The 21,816-nt window shown below is 41.3% G+C and carries 21 protein-coding genes; 15 read left to right on the top strand and 6 right to left on the bottom strand.

All coding sequences use genetic code 11. The features are described from left to right. Positions 1 to 347 precede the first annotated feature (347 nt). From ACSC9N_RS08595 to ACSC9N_RS08560, 8 genes are all read left to right on the top strand, one after another. On the top strand, positions 348 to 2,132 hold the full coding sequence (locus tag ACSC9N_RS08595) for an IucA/IucC family protein (RefSeq protein WP_130235411.1): 1,785 nt from the start codon (positions 348 to 350) through the stop codon (positions 2,130 to 2,132). Next, entirely contained in the window at positions 2,125 to 3,576 is a 1,452-nt protein-coding gene (locus ACSC9N_RS08590) for a lysine N(6)-hydroxylase/L-ornithine N(5)-oxygenase family protein (RefSeq protein WP_130235412.1), read from the top strand. Before ACSC9N_RS08595 ends, ACSC9N_RS08590 begins: the two co-directional genes overlap by 8 nt. Then, the gene (locus ACSC9N_RS08585) at positions 3,573 to 5,408 is read left to right on the top strand and encodes an IucA/IucC family protein (protein ID WP_130235413.1); all 1,836 of its coding nucleotides are present in this window, start codon (positions 3,573 to 3,575) and stop codon (positions 5,406 to 5,408) included. Before ACSC9N_RS08590 ends, ACSC9N_RS08585 begins: the two co-directional genes overlap by 4 nt. A 27-nt stretch (positions 5,409 to 5,435) precedes the next feature. Beyond that, the gene (locus tag ACSC9N_RS08580; protein WP_130235414.1) at positions 5,436 to 6,080 is read left to right on the top strand and encodes a GNAT family N-acetyltransferase; all 645 of its coding nucleotides are present in this window, start codon (positions 5,436 to 5,438) and stop codon (positions 6,078 to 6,080) included. Further along, complete coding sequence (locus ACSC9N_RS08575) at positions 6,077 to 6,457, top strand: hypothetical protein (RefSeq protein WP_130235415.1); 381 nt, start codon at positions 6,077 to 6,079, stop codon at positions 6,455 to 6,457. Before ACSC9N_RS08580 ends, ACSC9N_RS08575 begins: the two co-directional genes overlap by 4 nt. Next, the gene (locus ACSC9N_RS08570) at positions 6,445 to 7,704 is read left to right on the top strand and encodes an MFS transporter (protein ID WP_130235416.1); all 1,260 of its coding nucleotides are present in this window, start codon (positions 6,445 to 6,447) and stop codon (positions 7,702 to 7,704) included. Before ACSC9N_RS08575 ends, ACSC9N_RS08570 begins: the two co-directional genes overlap by 13 nt. A gap of 15 nt (positions 7,705 to 7,719) precedes the next feature. After that, positions 7,720 to 9,984, top strand: a complete 2,265-nt coding sequence (locus ACSC9N_RS08565) for a TonB-dependent receptor (RefSeq protein WP_010326616.1) — start codon at positions 7,720 to 7,722, stop codon at positions 9,982 to 9,984. 75 nt (positions 9,985 to 10,059) lie between these two features. Further along, a complete protein-coding gene (locus ACSC9N_RS08560; protein WP_010326617.1) occupies positions 10,060 to 11,286 on the top strand; it encodes an MFS transporter in 1,227 nt (408 codons plus the stop codon). Positions 11,287 to 11,305: 19 nt separating this feature from the next. Here ACSC9N_RS08560 and ACSC9N_RS08555 read toward each other — a convergent pair whose 3' ends face one another. Both ACSC9N_RS08555 and ACSC9N_RS08550 read right to left on the bottom strand, forming a co-directional pair. Next, positions 11,306 to 12,007, bottom strand: coding sequence for an LrgB family protein (locus tag ACSC9N_RS08555; protein WP_010326618.1), 702 nt, complete (start codon positions 12,005 to 12,007; stop codon positions 11,306 to 11,308). A 9-nt stretch (positions 12,008 to 12,016) separates the two neighbouring features. After that, entirely contained in the window at positions 12,017 to 12,433 is a 417-nt protein-coding gene (locus ACSC9N_RS08550; RefSeq protein WP_010326619.1) for a CidA/LrgA family protein, read from the bottom strand. A gap of 100 nt (positions 12,434 to 12,533) precedes the next feature. Here ACSC9N_RS08550 and ACSC9N_RS08545 point away from each other — a divergent pair, with 100 nt between their 5' ends. From ACSC9N_RS08545 to ACSC9N_RS08535, 3 genes are all read left to right on the top strand, one after another. Next, entirely contained in the window at positions 12,534 to 13,433 is a 900-nt protein-coding gene (locus ACSC9N_RS08545) for a LysR substrate-binding domain-containing protein (protein WP_005399541.1), read from the top strand. Between the two features lie 205 nt (positions 13,434 to 13,638). Beyond that, complete coding sequence (mtlD, locus tag ACSC9N_RS08540; RefSeq protein WP_010326620.1) at positions 13,639 to 15,780, top strand: bifunctional mannitol-1-phosphate dehydrogenase/phosphatase; 2,142 nt, start codon at positions 13,639 to 13,641, stop codon at positions 15,778 to 15,780. Positions 15,781 to 15,913: 133 nt separating this feature from the next. Next, positions 15,914 to 16,402: a winged helix-turn-helix transcriptional regulator gene (locus ACSC9N_RS08535; RefSeq protein WP_010326621.1), complete on the top strand. Its 489-nt coding sequence runs from the start codon at positions 15,914 to 15,916 to the stop codon at positions 16,400 to 16,402. Positions 16,403 to 16,404: 2 nt separating this feature from the next. Here ACSC9N_RS08535 and ACSC9N_RS08530 read toward each other — a convergent pair whose 3' ends face one another. The 4 genes from ACSC9N_RS08530 to tusD are packed head-to-tail and all read right to left on the bottom strand — an operon-like array spanning position 16,405 to position 17,786. Next, the gene (locus ACSC9N_RS08530; RefSeq protein ID WP_004979945.1) at positions 16,405 to 16,716 is read right to left on the bottom strand and encodes a TusE/DsrC/DsvC family sulfur relay protein; all 312 of its coding nucleotides are present in this window, start codon (positions 16,714 to 16,716) and stop codon (positions 16,405 to 16,407) included. 14 nt (positions 16,717 to 16,730) lie between these two features. Next, a complete protein-coding gene (locus tag ACSC9N_RS08525; protein WP_010326622.1) occupies positions 16,731 to 17,012 on the bottom strand; it encodes a DsrH/TusB family sulfur metabolism protein in 282 nt (93 codons plus the stop codon). Positions 17,013 to 17,022: 10 nt separating this feature from the next. Beyond that, complete coding sequence (locus ACSC9N_RS08520; RefSeq protein ID WP_010326623.1) at positions 17,023 to 17,373, bottom strand: hypothetical protein; 351 nt, start codon at positions 17,371 to 17,373, stop codon at positions 17,023 to 17,025. A gap of 44 nt (positions 17,374 to 17,417) precedes the next feature. Next, complete coding sequence (gene tusD / locus ACSC9N_RS08515) at positions 17,418 to 17,786, bottom strand: sulfurtransferase complex subunit TusD (RefSeq protein WP_010326624.1); 369 nt, start codon at positions 17,784 to 17,786, stop codon at positions 17,418 to 17,420. A 71-nt stretch (positions 17,787 to 17,857) separates the two neighbouring features. Here tusD and ACSC9N_RS08510 point away from each other — a divergent pair, with 71 nt between their 5' ends. From ACSC9N_RS08510 to ACSC9N_RS08495, 4 genes are all read left to right on the top strand, one after another. Next, entirely contained in the window at positions 17,858 to 18,865 is a 1,008-nt protein-coding gene (locus ACSC9N_RS08510) for an NAD-dependent epimerase/dehydratase family protein (RefSeq protein ID WP_010326625.1), read from the top strand. A 111-nt stretch (positions 18,866 to 18,976) separates the two neighbouring features. Beyond that, complete coding sequence (gene fumC / locus ACSC9N_RS08505) at positions 18,977 to 20,371, top strand: class II fumarate hydratase (RefSeq protein WP_439036022.1); 1,395 nt, start codon at positions 18,977 to 18,979, stop codon at positions 20,369 to 20,371. Positions 20,372 to 20,478: 107 nt separating this feature from the next. Beyond that, positions 20,479 to 20,970, top strand: a complete 492-nt coding sequence (locus tag ACSC9N_RS08500) for a hypothetical protein (protein WP_010326627.1) — start codon at positions 20,479 to 20,481, stop codon at positions 20,968 to 20,970. A 187-nt stretch (positions 20,971 to 21,157) separates the two neighbouring features. Next, on the top strand, positions 21,158 to 21,760 hold the full coding sequence (locus ACSC9N_RS08495) for a nitroreductase family protein (RefSeq protein ID WP_010326628.1): 603 nt from the start codon (positions 21,158 to 21,160) through the stop codon (positions 21,758 to 21,760). The last annotated feature ends 56 nt before the right edge of the window (positions 21,761 to 21,816 follow it).

Genomic DNA, 21,816 nt, shown 5'->3' with positions numbered 1-21,816 from the left:
GCACAAATGAAAGCCCATTCAGTCACCTGAATGGGCTTTTCCTTATGAAATATAGGGAAATTTTATAGTTCGAATCAATTATAAATTCATAAACTATCATTTAAAGCTATGGTGTAATTTCGTATAGGCTTTATTAGAAAAACTGATTAAATGTTTAAAATTATTAAAAAACAATAATATATGTTGGTGTAGTGCGTATATTTCCAAAAGTAAACAAAATTGCAAAGATAAATGATAATAATTACTATTAACATGATTTTTGCAGCGTTGGCCAACGTGAACACCTTTAAGAAACATAATTACATGAAATGAGCTTGGAATAAGCTTTAAAAAGAGGAAATGGTCAGATGAAAGAGCTAGCCAATCGCTTGGCGATGCAGCATCTTGTCAATGCATACTCACAAGAAACAGGCAAGGTAAGCTTGTTTGAGAAGTATCAACAAAATTCAACTCAACTCGCGTTTAGCCAAGGTTTGACGCTGTTATCTTTGCCGCTTAGTTTAATCCAAGCACAGCTTTTTGTTCCGTTGAGCTATGTCAGTCGTGTTGGGCGACATCGTATTGCGGATTTACCGCAAATTTTTCAAAAAGGCCAAAAGCTTAACTTTAGCGCAGCAGCCATGGTCAGTCTGCTACTCGAAGAGTTAGTGCAACAATCCGAAGGCCATGTCGATGCTGCATCCTTGGTTGAGCGTTGGATTCAAAGTCGTGATGCATTACAACAGTTTTTAAATATTCGGGCAGAGGATTTTGATGCACTCGTACAGGCTAAGCAAAGTTTTATAGAGTCTGAACAGGCTTTGATTTTAGGTCATAGCATGCATCCAGCACCGAAAAGCCGAACAGGTTTTGTCCATGAGGACTGGCAAAAATATTCACCAGAAGCTTGTGGTCAGACCCAACTGCATTATTGGCTGGTGGCATCTGAATATATTGCAGAAGGAACAGCGCTTGAGCAGGTTTTTTCAATACAACTTAAACAAGAAATCAAATGGCATTTGTCTGAATCGGAACTTGAAACCTTAGCTGCATATGCACATTACAAACTGCTACCTCTGCATCCGTGGCAAGCCCGCTATTTGCAAAGCAAAGTATGGTTTAAAAGTTTAAAAGCTAAACTGAAAATCATCGATTTGGGCGAAAAAGCATGGATATTTTCACCAACCACTTCTGTACGTACTTTGGCGAGTTTTAACGCGCCGTGGATGCTGAAACCTTCACTTTCAGTGATGATTACCAACTCTATTCGCGTCAATTTAGCAAAAGAATGTCACCGCGGTGAAATGACGCATCGGCTTTGGCACAGTGAGTTAGGGCAAAGTATCTTAAAACAATGTCCAAGCCTAAAAGCGGTCAATGATCCTGCATGGATTGCTCTTCAGTTGGATGGTGAAATCATCGATGAAACGATTTGTATTGTACGTGATCAGCCGTTTACTCCCGAACAGCAAGTCACGTGTATTGCTTCATTGTGTCAGGATCATCCCGTAGAAGAACGTAATCGTTTTAATGCATTATTTGATCAGATTGCATCTCAACAAAAGTTGGAGGATAAGGCGAAAATCGCACTTGATTGGTTTAAGACCTTTTTGAACATCAGTCTGAGCCCACTCATGTACGTCTACCATCGTTATGGTATGGCCTTTGAGTCACATCAGCAAAATGTCTTGGTTGAATTGAAAGATGGCTGGCCACAGTGGCTATGGCTACGGGACAACCAAGGTTTTTATTATATCGAAGAACTCGCAGATGAAATTTTACAACAATTTCCAGAACTGCATGATAAGGCCCATGCGGTAGGTTCAAAGACTTTTGTCGATGAGCGCTTTAGTTATTATTTCTTTGGCAATACCTTGTTTGGCATCATCAATGCCATCGGTGCAACAGGTTTTGTTAGTGAGCAAGATTTACTGTCTGTTTTACAGCAACACCTCTTTGACCTGTTGAAGCAATATCCAGAGAGTAGTTTGATTCAAAGTCTGTTGTATCAACCGACGCTGCCTTATAAGGGTAACTTACTGACTCGCTTATATGAACTGGATGAATTGATTGCACCCGTTGAAAATCAGTCTGTCTATATTCAGTTAGCCAATCCGCTATATATCAAACAAGAGGATGCTCTCTATGCTTGATTTTATTGCGATTGGCCTTGGGCCATTTAACTTAAGCCTAGCCAGTTTGTTGCATGAAAAGACAGAATTGCACTATCTTTTTTTTGAAAAAAAAGCGCAGTTCGACTGGCATGCAGGTATGCAACTTCCCAATACGGTCTTGCAAGTTCCATTCATGGCTGATTTGGTGTCGATGGTCGATCCGACCAGTCCGTTGAGTTTTTTGAATTACCTAAAATCACAGCAGCGCTTATATAAGTTCTACTTCCTTGAGCAGCCTCATATTCCGCGCCGTGAATATAACCATTATTGCCAATGGGTGGCAGATCAACTGGGTCATATACAGTACCAATCGACGGTGAAGGCCATTTATGCCAAAAGCGAAGGTTTTGAGGTGGTGGTTGAGCAAGGTGGCCGTTTTGTTCGTTACTTGTGTCGAAACTTGGTGATTGGTTCGGGCAACCAGCCTTATTTGCCTGAATGTCTGCGTAAGTTACAACAACAAGTGCCTGAAAAGTGCATTCATTCAGCAGAGTACTTAACCCATAAAAAAAGAAAGCTCAAAGGCAATGTCATAGTTTTAGGCTCAGGACAGTCTTCTGCTGAAGTCTTTTTAGATTTGTTTGATCAGCAGTATCAACATGACTGTGTACCAACGGCTAACTTTAAGCTGCATTGGCTGACGCGTTCCAATGGCTTTTTCCCAATGGAATATGCACCTTTGGGCTTGGAACATTTTAGTCCGAACTATACCCAACATTTTTATAGACTTTCAGAAACACAAAAAGCAGCGCAGTTGAAAGATCAAAGCTTGCTGTACAAAGGCATTAGTGCCAAAACCATACGTGAGATTTACCAAAAACTTTACCACCGTAGTATTGCCTCGGCTACACAAGCAACACATTTGCATGCACAAATTCAGTTGCTTGATGCTGAGTTACGGGAAAGTCAGCAGATTCGCTTGAGTCTTGAACATACCGTAACCAAGCAACATTTTTATATGGATGTTGATTTTGTAGTGGCATCTACAGGTTATTACAGCCCTGAGTTTTCATTTTTAAAATACTTAAAGCCCTTGATTGCAACAGATCAAGCGGGGCGTTGGAAAGTGAGCCAAGACTATCGCTTGGAGCATACAGCAATGGGTGAAATTTATGTGCAAAACCAAGAAATGCACAGTCATGGCGTAGGTACACCTGATTTAGGTTTAGGTGCTTTTCGTGCTGCGACCATTGCCAATCAACTACTGGGTTATCAGCTGTATGAGCTGGACAGTAATGAACAGACCTTTCAGCATTTCAGACCTGAACAGAACCCTGAAATGTATGTGCAGAATGACACATCGACTACACAAACAGCAGCTTTAGCACCATCGATTCCTAAATCAAAAAATATTGAGCAGCGCAAAATACAAACAGGGTCACATCCCTCTATGCAGCCTTATACATTCGAGAAAATCATATGAGCTTTGCACAACTTCAAGTGAATCAGAAACAGTGGCGCTTGGCAGGACAGCGTTTAATTGAAATGGCGATTGCTGAATTTTTATATGAAGAAATTATTCAAGTGACCGATTTAAAGGACAATCGTTACCAGCTGACGTTGGATGATCAAACCTATACTTTTAAAGCACAAAACTATTTATTGGGACATTGGCAGATTGAGGAGGGTTCAGTACGTGAGTTGAGCGTGGTTGAAGACCTTCCTGCATGGAACTTACATACTTTTATTCGCGCGTTTTCAAATCAAACCGAAGTTAAGCCTTTTACCAAGGCATATCTCATTAAAGAAATGAACAATACATGGTTAGCTGAGGCGCATTTATTTGATGAACGTCGTTTAAGCAGTGAAGCAGCATTGACGGCATCGCATTATGAAATTGAAGGTATGCTCCGTGGTCATCCGTGGTTGATTATGAGCAAAGGCCGTATGGGTTTTGGTTATGACGACTACTTAAGTGCCGCTCCTGAACTTTCGCCAACGGTCAAAGTGCTGTGGCTCGCGGTGCATCGTGATTTGGCGGAGTTCCGTTCTACCGAGGAGTGGCAAGCGGGGACACTTTATCAATATGAGTTGGATGCAGAAGAGTTAGATAGCTTTGAACAACAGTTACATGAAAGAGGCTGCTCTTGTCGTGACTATTTCCTTATTCCAGTACATGCATGGCAGTGGCATCAATGGTTAGTGCCAACTTATGCCAATGAAATCGTGGATCAGCGCATTATTGAATTAGGCGTTGGCCAAGATGACCATGTACCTATGCAGTCGATTCGCACGCTTTGCAATATCAGTCAGCCTGAGCGTCATTATGTCAAATTACCTGTCAGTATCTTCAATACTGCGGTGTATCGTGGGTTACCGTCTAAACGAAACTTAGCAGCTCCAGCCGTCACAGCTTGGTTAAAGCAGATTCAATCTCAAGATTCAGACTTGAAACAGTCAGGCGTTGCATTCTTAGGTGAAGTGGCAACTTTGACTATTCATCAGCCTTGTTTTGATCAGATTGAAGGTGCGCCGTATCAGTTTAAAGAACTGTTTGGATGTTTGTGGCGTGAAAGTGTAGATCCAGTGATTGGAACAGGTGAACAGGCACTTTCTCAAGCGGCTTTATTACATCGAGATATCAATGGCCAGTCAATATTAGCTGTATTGATTCAGGCGTCAGGTTTGAGTCCGTTGCAGTGGTTAAAACGCTTTGCCGAAGTATCTGTTACTCCACTCTTAATCTGCTTGTACAAATATGGCTTGGCTTTTTCTCCACATGGGGAAAATACCATGCTTATTCATGCCAATGGCGTACCGCAGAAAATGGTGCTGAAAGACTTTATTGATGATATCAATTTGGTTGATGAAGACTTTCCAGAATTGGCCAGTTTACCTATCGAAGGACAAATTTTACTGCGTCATCCTGCGCATGAACTCAGCCATTTTATTTTCACTGGGCTATTTATGGTGCATTACCGTTATATCTGTAATGTATTCCTACAAGACTACCCTGAGCATAGTGAAGTTGAATTTTGGCAAACCATTTCATCGGTCATTGATGCTTTTCATCAGGCGCATCCAGAGTTGGCAGAACGCATTGAAAAATTTGCCATGTTTAGGGCCGAATTTGAAAAAATTTGTTTAAACCGAGTGCGTCTATTTACTACCAGTTATAACGATGAAGCAGAACGTCCTGTCCCTGTATTTTTAGATCCAATTGCCAATCCTGTCAGCCCTGAAACCTTAAAACGATGGTCAGAGCAGGTATCCAAGTCAACTGACGATACAACCACAAAGCGTATCGCATCATAAAACACTCAAAAATTAGCAGGCTACCATATGAAAACACTTTCACAGCAACTTCCCGATTTCTACGAATACTATGAGAATGAGACGCAATTTTACTTGCGCCAAGTACAGTATCCGCAGGACTTAGCACTGTTACATAAATGGATGCATGAGCCCCATGTTATTCCACAGTGGCAGCTGAATAAGTCTGAAATTGATCTCGCGGTGTATTTTGAAAAAATGCTGGCCGATGACCATCACCGTTTGTTGATCGTTGGGGTGGATGGACAGGATGTGGGTTATACCGAAATCTATGAAGGTAAGCGTGACCGTCTAGGACGTTATTACGATGGTGATGATTTAGACCTTGGGTGGCACTTACTGTTTGGTGAAAAGTCGGCTTTTGGTAAAGGCTACTTGCGTCCAGTAATGCGGCTATTAGGTTTCTATATTTTTGAAAATGCACCTTCCGACAAAATTGTCGGGGAGCCTGACCATACGGTTAAACCCTATGCCGCAGTGGTCGAAGAAATGTGCTATGAGGCGCAGCGCTTGATCCCGATGCCTGAAAAAACGGCCATGTTGTATTACTGCTTTAAACAAAAATTCTATGAAAAATTTGGAGGGTATTTAGCTGATTCAAATGCATTTATGCAAAACCATAACCCACTCAATAGGACTGAGGAACTTACATGAGCTATAGCTCAGAACATATACAAATCATGGACATGCGCTTTTCAGCGCATGTCACTGTCGCCGAATTTGAACAATGGCTCAGTCATGTCGAACGTTTTTTCTTAAAAAAACAGCACTTTGTTTTGGTCATGCAAACCGATATCGGTACGGAATTTCCTGAGGAATACCGTCAACTGCAAGCGGTTTGGTACAAAAAATACAAACAACTTTTTTTTCAATACTGCTTGGGTTTGGTTCGAATTGCACAAGACCCAACCGATCAACAACGACTGAATACACCTTCACTGCATGCTGCATGGCGGGTGCCTTACTACGTCACACTTGATCATTCTGATGCACTGCAATGGGCAGTGCAGAGGTGGATATGCAAAACCTAAATACACAAAGAGCAACACGCCAAATCTCAGCTTTGAGCTTAGCCGTTGTCATTGTTTTATATCTGGCACATGCCTTGCCTTTGTATTTTTACAATGTGGCATTGCCCGCTATTTTGCGACATCAGGGGGTAGATTTACGTTGGATTGGAATGCTGTCGCTACTTTATATTCCATGGGCGTTTAAGTTCTTATGGGCGCCACTCATTGACCGACTTTATATCAAGAAGTTAGGTAAACGAAAAACATGGCTGCTCTTTACACAAATAGCCCTAGTACTTGGGGTATTGGCCTTGGCATTTACCCAGTTCTCTTATGGGCTGGTGGTGTTTGTTGTGATTGGCTTCTGGATTTCAAGCTTTGCGGCGACTCAAGACATTGCCATAGATGGTTATACCGTAGAAACCTTTTCAGCGTCTGAATATCGTCTAGGCAGTATGGCCCAGAGTATAGGGGTTGCTTTGGGGAGTATGTTGGGGGGTGCAGCGACATTATGGCTATACCAATATTACGGTTGGGAAAGCGCATTGGTGTGTTTAGCACTCATGACCGCTTTAACGATGTTTGCTGTTTTTTATATTCAAGAAAATGCAAACGAACAGGCAAATATTGTTAAACAAGCTCCAAGCTTAGTCCGTGCTTTTAAACGCCCTGAAATTTTATCTGCCTTGGCACTGATCCTGTGTTATCGCGTGGTAGAAGCACCAGCAATGGCGATGCTCAATCCAATGCTGATTGACCAAAAATGGACGCTTGCCCAAATTGGGCTACTGATGTCTGTGATTGGAGCAGGTGTTGGTTTGTTGGCTGCTGTGAGTGCCGCATTTTTACTGAAAAAAATTCAGGCTACACAATTGCTCATTTGGGCGGGGTGGTGCCGAACAGCGTTGTATGGGCTGATTGGTGCAGCCATTATTTTGGGTTGGTTAAACCAGTGGCATCTGCTCTTGGGGGGATTTGTCATTGTCATGCTTGCGATTCGTTATGTCGCGATGACTTCGTTATATGCCTATTTCATGCAAAGCAGTTCCAAAGAACAGGCAGGCACCGACTTCACCATTTTAGTGTGCTTTGAACTGTTGGTTTATTTCATCGGGGGAGCCGCATCGGGCTTTTTAGCCAAAGCACTTGGCTATGGCAATTTTTATGTGGTGTTGGCGGTTGCGTCTGTAGTCAGTGTACTACTGAGCCAATACATCATTACACGTCATCAAAAAACTCAACAAAAACTGTTGAATCAAGAAGTTTAATAAAAGGAAAAAGAAATGAACCGTTTTATGTTACCTATGCAGTTGACTTGTTTAACACTGGCTGTATGTACACAGTTATATGCTCAAGATAACGTTCTAACAAATTCAGCAAGTCAGACAAGCGGTGTTGAAGCCCAACAAAAAGAAACCACACAACTTGCACCGATTGTGATGACAGCAACCCGCTCTGCAAAGAGTATTGCGGACATTGCAGGCACTGTTTATAGCATCGATCAAGCTGAAATTGAGAAACAGGCCAATGCTGGCAAGAGCATTGCCGATATTTTGGGAACACTGGTTCCATCCCTTACACCGAGTAGTGGAACAACATCAAACTATGGCATGACCATGCGCGGTCGTGTGGTGCAATACATGATTGATGGTGTGCCACAAACGGGTTATCGCGATGGTTCACGCCAATTAAATAGCATTCAACCGTCTATGATTGAACGTATTGAGGTGGTTTCAGGGGCGACCAGTATTTATGGCTCTGGAGCAACAGGCGGGATTATTAATATTATTACTAAACGTGGTGGTCAAGACCCAATTAGCTTTGAAACTAAAGTTGGGGTGACGGCGGGTAATAACTTTAAAGCTGATGCTATGGCTTATGAAGCATCACAAAGTGTCTTATTTAATCAAGGGGCATTGCAAGGAGCCTTCGGTGCAAGTTATACCACACGCGGTGAAATTCAGGATAGCCATGGCAACCGCATAGGACCTGAGGTTGCGCAGACTGACCGTCAAGATACGGACACATTGGACCTCAATGGTCGTTTGACGTGGAATATTTCAGATGAACAAAGTTTAAGTTTTGGTGCACAATATTTTAATGATGAACAAGACAGTGAGTATGGACCTGACTATGGTCCAGATTTAGCTTATGTAAAACGAGACCCGACCTATACAGCCAGCCTTGCTGCAGTTAAAGGCATGCAACTTGAGACTCAACCTCAAACTGAACGCTATGCATTTAATACACAATATGAAAATCAAAATGTATTGGGTCATACCTTAAATGCCGAAGCGTATTATCGTAACGAACAGGCGCGTTGGTTTCCTTCAGCTCAAGCAATGGGTGGCGGTTTATACCTCGTTTATCAATCGGAAACAGATATTGATGTGTACGGTGCGCGTGTTGCTTTGCAGAAACAGTTTGATTTAAATGGTCGCAATTTGGGACTCAGCTACGGCATTGATTATGAAAATGAACAAGATGAACAAAATATTCAAATGTATGATAGTGCTGTATTTGTTGCCAGCAACGGTCTAAATTATAAACCTTTTAATTATTATGCTTTTGGACCTGATGTAGAAACAGAAAAGTTGGGTACTTTTGTGCAAACGGACTTTGATGTAACGGATCGTTTAGGTTTAAAAGCAGGGGTACGTTATGAGCGTGTAGAAAGCCAAGTAGAGGAATCGACGCCGTATATGGAGGCAATTACAGCGGACTTGCAGCCAGGCTACCAAGCCAAAACTTTAAATGGCGGTAAGGTAAAGCATGATGCGACATTATTTAATTTGGGCGCGGTTTATCACTTAACAGATGCTCAACAAATGTTTGCAAACTTTTCTCAAGGATCCAATTTACCTGATATTCAACGTATGCTTCGTGATGTACCCGCAAGTTTTACTGTGAATAGTCAAACTATTGATCCAATTAAAGTCAATAACTATGAGCTGGGATGGCGTGTACAAGCTGCAAACGGTTTAAATGCGAGTGTCACCACTTTCTATAATGACTCAGATAAAAGTTTAAAATTTGGCCGTCCCAACTACACGATTGAAGTCCTAGATACCGATGAGCGCGTTTATGGTGTTGAAGGAAATCTGTCATATCGACTACAGCCAAATTGGACAGTGGGTGGAACCATGGCTTATACCCGCGGACAATTTAAAAATACCGCAGGAAAGTGGCAAGAGCTAGATGCAATCCGTGTTGCACCACTGAAAGGTACAGCATTTTCTGAGTGGCAGTTTAACAACGATATGAGCCTGCGTGTTCAAGCACTTGCTATCGGTGGTACTGATAAAGCCAAAAAAGATGCTGTAAAGTACGGTTCAACGGTTCCTGCTGAAATCAAAGGTTTCGCAACAATGGACGTCATAGCCAATGCCAAAGCAGGCCCAGGTACGGTCGGATTTGGTGTATATAACGTTTGGAATACGGACTACAAATCAGTCTATAGTCAAGCGGTGGAGTCAGTTTATGGTGCTATTTCAAGCTTACCTGCTCAAGGTCGAACCTATGGTTTGAGCTACACATTAAAATACTAATTGCACAACCAGAGGTAGCTTTCAGCTACCTCTTTGCTTTGTAATCTCGCCTTAAGAAATGGTTTAAATAATAAAATGAATAGCAATAACAAAATCTTTATTGCAGGCAGCCTTGCCAATGGCGCTTGTTTTTCGATGATTTTACCTTTACTTGCGCCGTTTATTCGGCAACTGGGCTTGACGGAACTGCAAGGTGGAGCGTTGGTTTCGGCTGGTGCTTTGGTGATGGCCATCTCAGCTATTTATATTTCTAAACAAACTCAAAAAATCAGCATTTATCAATTGTTAAGTATCGGTTTTATCGGTATGGCGATCACTTGGGGCTTATTTGCGGCGGTACTCAGTTATGGGCTGAGTTATGCCATTTCATTTGCTGCTTTGTTTAGTTTATTGATATTGACCCGTGCCAGTACTGGCTTTTTTATGGCGATGCCACAAATTGCGCTGCAAAGTTATGTCATGACGGCTTTTCACAGTGAACAGGAACGTAGCCAGAATATGGCGAAGTTTGGCGCGCTGAACAGTTTAGGCGTGGTGATAGGTCCTTTAGCGACGACATTATTGCTGACATGGAGCATGTTGACACCGTTATGGGGCGCAGTGGCTATTCTAACGAGTATGGCTGCTTGGATTGTACTAGGCTTTCAAGGAAAGCAAGCATCACAGACACAAGAATGGGACGAAACCACAGCTAAATTACAAGACGTGTCTACAGAAAAGCTGCAATGGTCAAAGTTAGGGATTTGGTTATTGCTGGGTTTTAGCTTATATGTCGCGATTGTCACCCTGAATTTAACTGCTGGTTTTTATATCCAAGATCGATTCCATTTCGACACGTATCAGAGTGCAGTGTATTTTTCTCAGTGTTCATTGATTGTGGGGATAGCGCTCGTTTTGATGCAACTGGCGATTTCAAAATGGTTTAAATGGTCAATTAAACAATTACTTTGGATCGGTCTTGTGACGATGGTTTTAGGTTTATTACTTTCACTGAGTGCTGGTCAGATTTGGACTTTCCAAGCGGCTTATGTTTTTTACGGCATCGCCGTGGCCTGTTTAATTCCAGCTTTTACCACAGGGGCAGCCCAAACCGCACCAGCCACGCTACAAACTAAAATTGCCAGTTTATGCACAGCTACGCAAGCACTGAGTTTCGTTTTTGCACCTTTACTAAGTACAGGCTTATATCAATGGAATCAACATTTACCCTATTATTTTCTATTGGCGTTGATGACGGGGCTGATGCTGTACTTTAGCTTTAAACACATACAAGCCAACAAGGATCTCAGTAGTGTGGCATGAGATCCTTTATTGATGGTGTTTAACCAAGAAGATAAACGACAGCGTGAATTAAACTTGGGCCAAACAGCACCATGAAAATACCTGCCAAAACCATACTGAGACAGGCCGCGACACCTTCTTCTTTATGACGTCTGAACGCAGTACTGGTACCAAAACCATGTGCGGCACTACCTAATGACGCACCTTGAGCAAATTTAGAATCCAATTTTAGAACAAGTAATACGGTGTTGGCCAAGAGTCCACCAACGATCCCCGTAATCACAGTGAATAAAATCACCAGCTCGACTGAGCCTCCGACGGCTTGAGTGACCTCCATGGCAAAAGGGGTAGAGATAGAGCGGCTCATCAAACTATAACTGGTTGCAGCATCGAAATGGAATAAACGTGCCAAGTAAAAAGAGCTGACTACACCAACCAACATACCCACGATTATGCCTAAAGCAATTGAAAAAGCATGCTGTTGAATGACTTTGCGATATTCATAAATCGGAATGGCAAACGCGACCGTTGCAGGGCCTAACATCCAGACTAACCATTTGCTGTAGTACATATAGTTGTCATACTGAATGTTGAAAAACACTAGACACAAAATAATCAGACAGGGAATAAAAATCGCTGGTGAGAGCAATACATACGGGTGTTTCTGATAAAACTTTTTACCCCAAAGATAGGCCAGTACCGTTCCGATAAAACAGATCAAGGCAACGAAATGAATATGCATGATCGTTCCTTAAATTTGACTTTTCAGCTGATGTGACTGCTTGGACTTTTTTTGAAACTTGGCTTCAAGCTTAAAGCCCAAGAAAACACAGTAGGCAGTGCAGGTCATCACGCAAATGGTCCCAAGGACAATAGATAAAACCAGTTGCCAACCTTGGGTAAGAAAAAGATGTTTATATTTGATTAAGCCAATAATACAAGGAATAAAAAACAACAACAGTTCAGCTAAAAGTAAATCCGAACCCGACTTAACCCAGTCCAGCTTAAATAGACCCGCTAACAGAGAAATAAGTAAAAGCGTTAGACCCACGACCCCACCTGATATCGGTAAAGACAGGGCGACTTGTATCAGCGTTCCGATATACCAAATCCCAATCAGCAAAGCTACTTGAAGAGTAGAACGATAAGGCAATTTGAACGAAAGCATTGGAAGACCACAGGGTATAAGTTGTTGGTGTTATTTTAAGTTTGACCTGATCTTGTAATTATGAATAATAAAATAATAATTATGCTTAATTGGAATAATTTTGGATTTTAAAGCGCTAAAAATATTTGTGCAGCTGGTGAAAAGTCACAGTTTTAGTCTTGCTGCGGAGGAACTATCTGTGACTCAACCCACTATTAGTAAATCTTTAAAACAATTAGAAGACGAGATAGGACTGCCTCTATTTCATAAAGGTGAAGCAGGGCGCAAGCGAGAAGTCAAACTGACCTATATGGGAGAACAAGTTTATCTACATGCCGTGCAGATTTTGCAGCAGGAGCAACAGATCTTTGAAGCAGCAGATCAAATTCGTGGGTTGAAACAAGGTGTGCTGAGATTGGGGTTGCCACCTTTAGGCTCAGTATTGTTGAGTTCCTTAATTGTTAAATTTCACAAATTGTATCCCAACATTGAGTTGAACTTTTTAGAAGTCGGTGCAACAGGCATTGAAGAAGCCATTTTGGCCAAAAAAATTGACGTTGGGATTTTATTGGGCGAGTTAAAACCCAGCATTCAAGGCATTCAAATTATCGATTCACCGTTGTGTTTGCTTTCCAACTACGATTCACAGTGGAGAAAGCGCGATGTGGTACAGTTTGCTGAACTTAAAGAAGAGTCATTTTTACTGTATGCAGACACCTTTACTTTAAACCATGTGATTCTAGATGCGGCGATGGCGGCTGGTTTTGAACCCAAAGTGTTATGCAAAAGTAGCCAGTGGGACTTTATTGCCAAAATGGTCGAGTCAGGTGTCGGTATTGCTTTATTGCCGCAAATTTATTGTGAGCAGTTAGATCGCGCAAAATTCAGCGTCAGTCTAGTGGAACAACCAAGCTTGCGGTGGAACTTAAATATGGCATGGAATTCAACCGTGGTGATGAATCCTGCAACACGTGCATGGTTATCGATCATTGATGAATATAAAGATCAAATTCATTTTTAGATATTTCATCTTCAAACACGCTTTATTAAAAAATGATCACTTTGATTACGTTCTGATTACCTAAGATTACCTTATGCTTACAAAAAAATGCCTAAATGCCAATTTATTGATCAATAATTAAACAAAAATGTTTCATAAAATCAGATCAAAGTCTCTGTGCCCGATTTTTGTATAGTCTAAGTGCAAACATAAAAACGGAGGCTAAATGTTTAAATTTAAGAATGATATTGTGCACGGTGCGCTTTTTGACATGGATGGAACAATGTTTGATACCGAACGTTTACGGTTTCAAACCTTGAAACAGGCATCCAAAGAGCTAATTGGGGTCGAGTTTTCAGATGCCTACCTTATGGCATGTTTAGGCTTAAGCGCTCGAAGTGCGGAAGCCTTGGCGCAAAAGCAATATGGACAGGAAGTTCCCTATGCAGAGATTCGTAAGCGAGCAGATGAATTAGAATTAGAAACAGTGCGCCAATATGGTGTGCCGATTAAAAAAGGTTTGGTACAAGTTCTAGAACGCTTACGTAAAGCAGGATTACGTATGGCCGTGGCGACTTCTAGCCGAAGAGCGATTGCTGAAGAGTATTTAATCAATGCCAATGTTTATAAGTTTTTTGATGTTTTGGTCTGTGGTGATGAGGTTGAAAAGGGGAAACCACATCCTGAAATTTTTTTAAGTGCAGCGCAAAAACTGAACCTCGAACCTGCGCAGTGTTTCATGTTTGAAGACTCTGAAAATGGTATCCGCTCGGCACATGATGCTGGGGGCATCTGTGTACTGTTTAAAGATATTAAAGAACCCAATGCAAGCATGTTGGCACATGCCAATTATTATTTTGAAAATATGTATGACTATCTAACAGAATTAGATATCTACAGCTCACATCTGGAAATGCCTAATTTACAAGAAAGCTTTCCTCAAACTTTAAATCAACTAACTGTGGGGATTCATGGGTTTGGTGCCATTGGCGGAGGCTATATTGCACAAATCCTGTCGCATTGGGATGGCTATACGCGTCCTAAAAAAATCTATGCGTCTACACGTAACAGTTTATACCGTTCAGCCGTAAATGCTTTTGGCGCATATTGCATACGTTATGGGCAAGTGTCTTATGATGAGCGTATTGAAAATATGCATATTATTGATGCTGAAGACTTACAGCAGATGCATGCCATGTACGTCGAGTCGAGTTTAATTGCGATTTGTTTAGCTGAAAATGCATTAGCCAGTGAAGCTGCAACCATTGCACAGGGCCTCTATGCACGCTATCTGGCGCAAGATGAGCAAGTTCAAACTCCACTGACGCTGTTAATTATCTTAAATAAAATTGGTGCCAAGCAGTTGGTTCTAGAGCAGGTACGTAAAGCCTTGGTAGAATTAACAGACCATGCTGTTGCTGATTTTATTTTAGAGCAGCACTATTTCTGCGATACGGTTGTGAACCGTATGGTATCTAAGCTGAGCGATAAAAATCTATATCGTCAACTGTGCATTAAATACAATATTTTTAAGCAATATCAACTTGATGACGAGAGTAATCAAATTGAAGTTGAAGATGTCAGTAAACTCAGCGTAGATCAAGAACGCCGTGCCAGTGAATATGTAGAAGATTTAAGACAAAATTTCCAACCGAGTCATATTTTACAGCATATGGATTTAATTCTTTTCAATGCTGAAATGGATATGCCAATCTATGTGGAAAACAAAAGTCCCTTACTCAGTAAAATGCGTCAAATGATCTTGGTAGATCAAATTTCAGATATTCAACTTATTAAAAACCGCTTATGGAATGGCGTACATGCCATGACTGCGTGGTATGCCAGCCTACTCGGGCATCAGACCATTGGTGTAGCGATGGGCGATCCGCGAGTGCAGTATTATGTTGAAAAACTGCTTGCAGAAGTGACGCAAGGTCTGGCGCACTATCTGCCAAAACGCAAAAATGATTTAACGCGTTTAGCCCGAAGTTTTGATCAATCTTGCCAGTATGCCTATAAAGACCCATGTAGTCGGGTTGGGCGTGATCCACTGCGTAAGTTGAGTGCATTTGAACGTGTATTTTCATCGGTCGCGTACAATGTTTCAAACGGATTTTCTTTTGAAGCGCTATTAAGTGGTGCGATTTTTGGCTATCTGTATTTGATGGAAGAAGAGAGCCAGCCTGTGGATGTATTGTTAGGGCATCTGAAGCAGCAACTTCAACAGATGAACCTGTCAAAAGCACACAAAAAGGCGCTGTATTATGTCATTCAAAAACGTCTCAATGAATATCAAAAAGGTGAGCTGGGAATGGAAGACTTTATGATCCATGACCAACCTCAAAAGGCTGAAATGAGCTGTGCTTAAGTCTTCATGACGTTCAGATGTCTTTGAGCCGACTAAAATGTGAAAACAACATAAGAAAAGCTGGGTAAAAAGGGCTTTTCTTATGGTCTTAAATCTTTTAACGTTAGACCTAAGAGAGACTTGGTTTTTTACAATGAAATGGGATGAGATCGGAGAACAACCGTGTTCAATTGCACGAACGCTGTCGGTGATTGGCGATCGGTGGACGATGTTGATTTTACGAAATGCATTCTTGGGTGCACGCCGTTTTGAAAGTTTTCAACAAAATTTGGGTGTCACTCGTCATGTGCTTTCTGAGCGTTTAAAGCGTTTGGTTGAACATGATATTTTGGAGAAAAGACCCTATACAGATCGTCAAGAGCGCTTTGAATATTGTTTGACTGAAAAAGGTTTGGCTTTATACCCTGTGCTGATGTCCATGGCAACATGGGCCGATCAATGGATGGACGAGGGCTTAGGTCGTCCCGTGCAATTTATCCATAAAACCTGCGGGCATAGCATTCAGCCATATTTGGTTTGTAACGAATGTGGTGATGCCATACATTCCAAAGACATCAAAGCGATACCGACACAGGTTTATGTCGATGCTTTAGCTGCTCAATCAGACGTTAAACAAGCTTAAGTTTATAAACAGTTTGCAGGTTTTGGCACGCCTGCCAAACGACTCAGATGGCGCGCTACAAGCCCAGTATTAAACTTTTCTTGCAGTATGGCATTATTGATGTCTGCACTGACTGTTTTCATTAAAAACTTAATCAGCGGACGTGTTGCAGGTGAGTGTCCAAACTGTTGGTAAAACTGACGCACTGCCATGAGGATTTCAAAGTGCCAATCAGTCAATTCAAGCTCTAAAGATTTTGCTAGCTCTTTTGCAACCTCTTGATTCCAAATGGTGTAATCAACCAAATGACCATCTTGGTCTAATTCTAAATTCATCTAAACACTCAAAATTATTTTAAATTGATACAACGACTATGGCTTAAGCATAGCTCAGCAAACCGAACATAGCTGATGGTTTCTAGGTTACTCGAATGGATAGCAGCAATATTTTCAGCATCCTGTTCAAGCACAAATACACAAGCTAGCTGCTGAATAAAAGTATGTTGTATATACAGGGCTGCATCACCCATTAAAACCACATCATCCCCTGATTGATAGAGGTTTTGTAATTTACTCAGCACTTGTTCCGTCGCGGAAAATGGAGACTGCACGAGATAAAGTGTTTTGCTCATAATTGTTTCCTTACCAATACAATACATGGTCAAACTGCTGTATTAAATTGGCATTGAGTTCAACACATTCTATTTCTTGCTCGGTTTGTTGAACAAAAGCAGAAGCTTGATTCTTGGTTTCAATCCAAATTGGGCTTAAGTCATAAAACTCAAAGCTATCAACCATGTTTGAAGCCAGTTTAAAAGCATGTTTTAAGGGTTCAAATGATTGAGCATTGTTTAATAAGCTGAGTGCAGCATCTTGTAATAAGACTTTGACTTCACAGCCAAAAGTTGCAAGAACCATGGTTGCAGACAGGCTTTCATGCACTTGCAAAGAGTTCAAATTGGCTTGAGTTAAAATAACCAGTACAGATTTCACACAATATACCTTTTAAAAGCAACAAATTCTTGAAAACTTAGCACTTAGAATTGAATTAAGCGCTCTGCAGATTGAACGGCATCGGCCAGTTCCCCTAGGCCTACCAAGTCAAAACCTGTAGCAAGATTATGCTGTGCTAACTGATGACGCTGTGCATTTTCGGCATCGGTAATTCCTCGGGCCAAAGCTGCACTTACACAAACGGGTAGGCGAATTGCGAGTTTTTGCCACTCAGAACATAGATTCCGTTGGTCGTCAGGTACCCATTGCAGGGCATTGGCAACTTGAACAGCATCTTGGTAGAAAAACACTCGAAAGGGTTCATTTTTCCCATGCAGTGCTTGCGCTAAACCTAGAGCATGCCATGCATGAATTGAACTCGGTGCGGAGGTAATTAGTAATAAAGTACTCATCAAACTTCACTAGAGGAATGTCCAAATCTTGCTTGGTACATTCGGACTTCATAATAAAAAGGTAGTATACAATGATTTTAGTGACTGGTGGTTTAGGCTTTATAGGCTCTCATATTGCTTTGAGCTTTATGGCGCATGGGCAAGAGGTCATTATTGTAGACAATTTATCCAATGCGAACTTGCAAACTCTTGAACGATTAGAATTTATTAGTGGCATGTACGTGCCTTTTGTCAAAATTGATATACGAAATACGCCTGCTTTAAACAAAGTTTTTGAGCAGTATTCCATCGATGCGGTGGTGCATGCAGCAAGTTTTAAATCGCTTGAAGAATCTGTATTGAAGCCTTTGGAATACTATAATGACAATGTCAGTTGTATCATGAGTTTACTGCGTGCCATGCAGCGCACAGGTGTCCGAACTTTGGTTCATCTTTCCAGTCTTGCGGTCTATGGTGAATCCAGCCTACATCTAGAAGAAGATTTGGAGCTGAATTTCGGCTATCCAAACCCGTATATCAAGTCGCAGCAAATGGTCGAAGAAATTATTCGAGATACAGCAAAAACGGATAATGAATGGAAAATTGCAATTTTAAGAATGGGCAATGTCGCTGGTGCATTTGAAAATGCGATGCTCGGAGAACTATTCCCGCCTTTACCGAAAAATATTATTCCACTGTTGATGCAAGTCGCTGCAAAACAGCGTGATCATATTGAACTTAGAAAAAGTGCACAAACCACAGACCATACCGTAGAGCGTAGTTTTTTACATATCCTCGATGCCTGTGATGCGATTGCGGCTTCGTTACAATGGTTAAGCACCCAACAGTTTGCTTGTGAAGCCTTTAATATTGCAGGTCAAAGTGTGTCGATACAGCAGTTGATTGAAAAAGTTGAAAGCGTGACGCAAAGTGATATTGCTACAGTCGATGTGAAGGATTCGCACATCGTGGAATTAGATCAGGTCGCAGCCGAGTGTAGTAAAGCGAAAAACATTTTACACTGGGAAGCGAAGCGCAGTTTAGAACAGACCCTTGAAGATGGATGGCGTTTCTACCAACAAAATTTAGATGGCCGTTAATTAATTTACTGATAACAATTATCATTTACATATTTTTGCTTAATCATTAAAATAAGGAAAACAAGCGCAAAATAATCATTTTGCAATTCAGTTAAAAAGGAAGAGGTTAAAATGCAAACACGTATTGAACATGACACGATGGGCGAAGTTGAAGTACCGAGTGAAGCACTTTGGGGTGCTCAAACTCAGCGTAGTTTCCAAAACTTTAAAATTGGCAGTGAACGTCTACCACGTCCAATGATTCGTGCCATGGGCTTAGTGAAAAAAGCAGCAGCATTAACCAATGCTGAGCTCAACCAAATTCCACAAGAATTGGCGCAATACATCGTCGGTGCTGCGGATGAAGTGATTGCAGGGCAGTGGGATAGTCAGTTTCCTTTGGTGGTATGGCAAACTGGTTCAGGCACACAAAGCAACATGAACTGTAATGAAGTGATTGCCAATATCGCCAATCAGAAAATCGGCAATCCTTTAGGCGCACAAAAACCTGTACACCCGAATGATCATGTAAATCGTGCTCAGTCGACCAATGACTCGTTCCCAACGGCGATTCATGTTGCAGCAAGTATCCAGATCAATGAATTACTGATTCCTGCGGTGACACAGCTTCGAGATACTTTAGCTGCAAAGTCTCAAGCATTTTCAGACATCGTTAAGATTGGTCGAACTCATTTACAAGATGCGACACCCTTAACCTTAGGCCAAGAATTTAGCGGTTATGTTTCTCAGCTCGATCACGGCTTAAAGCGTTTACAACAAGTACTTTTAGGCTTGTATGAGCTGCCTTTAGGTGGAACGGCTGTAGGTACAGGATTGAATGCTCATCCTGATTATGCAGAAAAATCAGCAGAGCAACTGGCACAGTTGACAGGGCTACCTTTTGTGACTGCACCAAATAAATTTGAAGCATTGGCTGGGCGTGATGCAGCAGTGTTTGCCTCAGGTGCATTAAAAACGCTTGCGGTAAGCTTGAACAAAATTGCCAATGACATTCGCTGGTTGGCAAGTGGCCCACGTTGTGGTTTTGGCGAGTTACGTATTCCTGAAAATGAACCAGGCTCAAGTATTATGCCGGGGAAAGTGAACCCGACTCAAAGTGAAGCGATGACCATGGTGGTGGCTCAAGTCTTAGGCAATGACACCACGATTAATGTTGCGGGCGCATCGGGTAATTTTGAGTTGAATGTATTCATGCCAGTGATTGCGTTTAATTTGTTGCAGTCGATTCAGCTTTTGGGTGACGCATGTAATAGTTTTAATGATCACTGTGCAGTGGGTATTGAACCAAACCGTGAAAAAATTGATCACTTCTTACATGACTCATTGATGTTAGTTACGGCTTTAAACCCAGTGATTGGCTATGAAAATGCAGCGAAAGTTGCCAAAACAGCCTATAAAGAAGGGAAAACGTTAAAACAGGTGGCCGTAGAGTTGAACTTAGTCACGGCTGAGCAGTTTGATGAAGTGGTACGTCCAGAGCAAATGATTTCCCCAAATGTAAAATAGCCCTTGGTCCAGATGCTCAACTAAAGAGCAAATGAACATCAGCAGTTTTTATCTTTGGGTGAAGTCGGTACAATGGTCGACTAAAGATAAACTGCTGATGAGTTACCATGCTTGATATTTATTTGACAGATGTTCAGAAAAACGTGCAATTTAACGATTATCCGGGTGAACATCCTGTTAAATTTGTTTTAAATTTCAAAAAGATTTTCCCAAGTGTTATGGAGTTATTACTTCCTGTTCTACCTGAAAATGAAAATCTTGAAGAAATGACATGGGAATCAACCACGACTGACTTTGAACTTTTCAAACTGTTGTTGAGTGGTTGGGGCGTGATTGAATTACGCTTAAACGCGATCAAACAGTTTAAAGATAAAGATTTTGCCGATGCTCTAGTGAAACGTGCACAACAAAAACGCAAAGACTTTGCAAAAGCACAGCAACAGTTGAAAACAGTTGAACTTGATTATTTATTTATGCATGAGATTCATGCATTGATCGATGCAGAATTGGTTGAACTGGGTGAAAAGTTCTATTTACCTGTTCTTCGTGACTTATGGAAAAATAAAATTTCCACTCAAGTCTTAGAAGCTAAATTTTAAGTCATTCAAAAAATCCTCCAAATGGAGGATTTTTTATATCGATAGCAAAACTATGTATTTGCGAGCATAAGAAAGTATTTAAACTGCATCTAAAGCACTAAATTTTATTATTTGGTCAAATATTGGAATTAATATTGCTTGATACATTGCGTCATCATTCACACTATAGCCGTAAGGATTTTATAATATGTCAAATCAGTTCATCGACTTAATCACAAAGCGTCGTACCATTTATGCCATTGGTAAAAAGGTCGAGTACAGCCCTGAATTTTTAACTGATTTGATTCAAACTGCCATTAAACAAAGCCCATCATCGTTCAATTCACAGTCATCTCGGGCGGTGATTTTATTTAATACGCAACATGAAAAGTTCTGGACTTTTGTGGCTGAAAAACTGAAGTCTTATGCTAAAGATGAAGAAAGTGCGGCTAAAACAACGGCAAAAATGGCCAGTTTTGCAGCAGGTGTAGGTACAGTTTTATTTTTTGAAGATCTGGATGTAATTCAGGGTCTACAAGAGCAATTTCCATCTTATGCTGAAAATTTCCCAGTATGGGCAGAGCATTCAACTGCAATAGCACAGTTTGCAACTTGGACTGCATTACATACCTTAGGGTTAGGTGCATCTTTACAGCATTACAATCCAATTGTAGATGAAGAAGTCCATGCTGAGTGGAATGTGCCTGCAAGTTGGAAACTGCGTGCACAACTGGTCTTCGGCTCGGTTGAGGGGGAAGCCAAAGAAAAAGGCTTTGTGGATGATGCTGTACGCTTTAAAGTCTTCAAATAATTAATCAAAAAGCCGCTCTACACGATGGAGCGGCTTTTTTTAGGCTGAGTTTTTTA

Source organism: Acinetobacter sp. PC34 (assembly GCF_051789135.1).
GTDB lineage: Bacteria > Pseudomonadota > Gammaproteobacteria > Pseudomonadales > Moraxellaceae > Acinetobacter > Acinetobacter johnsonii.
The sequence above is the reverse complement of the archived record's forward strand: the minus strand, read 5'-3'. Positions and strand labels throughout refer to the sequence as shown.

Coding starts and splice junctions, on each gene's coding strand:
- ACSC9N_RS08595 (WP_130235411.1), top strand. CDS start 348: ATGAAAGAGCTAGCCAATCGCTTGGCGATGCAGCATCTTGTCAATGCA.
- ACSC9N_RS08590 (WP_130235412.1), top strand. CDS start 2,125: ATGCTTGATTTTATTGCGATTGGCCTTGGGCCATTTAACTTAAGCCTA.
- ACSC9N_RS08585 (WP_130235413.1), top strand. CDS start 3,573: ATGAGCTTTGCACAACTTCAAGTGAATCAGAAACAGTGGCGCTTGGCA.
- ACSC9N_RS08580 (WP_130235414.1), top strand. CDS start 5,436: ATGAAAACACTTTCACAGCAACTTCCCGATTTCTACGAATACTATGAG.
- ACSC9N_RS08575 (WP_130235415.1), top strand. CDS start 6,077: ATGAGCTATAGCTCAGAACATATACAAATCATGGACATGCGCTTTTCA.
- ACSC9N_RS08570 (WP_130235416.1), top strand. CDS start 6,445: ATGCAAAACCTAAATACACAAAGAGCAACACGCCAAATCTCAGCTTTG.
- ACSC9N_RS08565 (WP_010326616.1), top strand. CDS start 7,720: ATGAACCGTTTTATGTTACCTATGCAGTTGACTTGTTTAACACTGGCT.
- ACSC9N_RS08560 (WP_010326617.1), top strand. CDS start 10,060: ATGAATAGCAATAACAAAATCTTTATTGCAGGCAGCCTTGCCAATGGC.
- ACSC9N_RS08555 (WP_010326618.1), bottom strand. CDS start 12,007: ATGCATATTCATTTCGTTGCCTTGATCTGTTTTATCGGAACGGTACTG.
- ACSC9N_RS08550 (WP_010326619.1), bottom strand. CDS start 12,433: ATGCTTTCGTTCAAATTGCCTTATCGTTCTACTCTTCAAGTAGCTTTG.
- mtlD (WP_010326620.1), top strand. CDS start 13,639: ATGTTTAAATTTAAGAATGATATTGTGCACGGTGCGCTTTTTGACATG.
- ACSC9N_RS08535 (WP_010326621.1), top strand. CDS start 15,914: ATGAAATGGGATGAGATCGGAGAACAACCGTGTTCAATTGCACGAACG.
- ACSC9N_RS08530 (WP_004979945.1), bottom strand. CDS start 16,716: ATGAATTTAGAATTAGACCAAGATGGTCATTTGGTTGATTACACCATT.
- ACSC9N_RS08525 (WP_010326622.1), bottom strand. CDS start 17,012: ATGAGCAAAACACTTTATCTCGTGCAGTCTCCATTTTCCGCGACGGAA.
- tusD (WP_010326624.1), bottom strand. CDS start 17,786: ATGAGTACTTTATTACTAATTACCTCCGCACCGAGTTCAATTCATGCA.
- ACSC9N_RS08510 (WP_010326625.1), top strand. CDS start 17,858: ATGATTTTAGTGACTGGTGGTTTAGGCTTTATAGGCTCTCATATTGCT.
- fumC (WP_439036022.1), top strand. CDS start 18,977: ATGCAAACACGTATTGAACATGACACGATGGGCGAAGTTGAAGTACCG.
- ACSC9N_RS08500 (WP_010326627.1), top strand. CDS start 20,479: ATGCTTGATATTTATTTGACAGATGTTCAGAAAAACGTGCAATTTAAC.
- ACSC9N_RS08495 (WP_010326628.1), top strand. CDS start 21,158: ATGTCAAATCAGTTCATCGACTTAATCACAAAGCGTCGTACCATTTAT.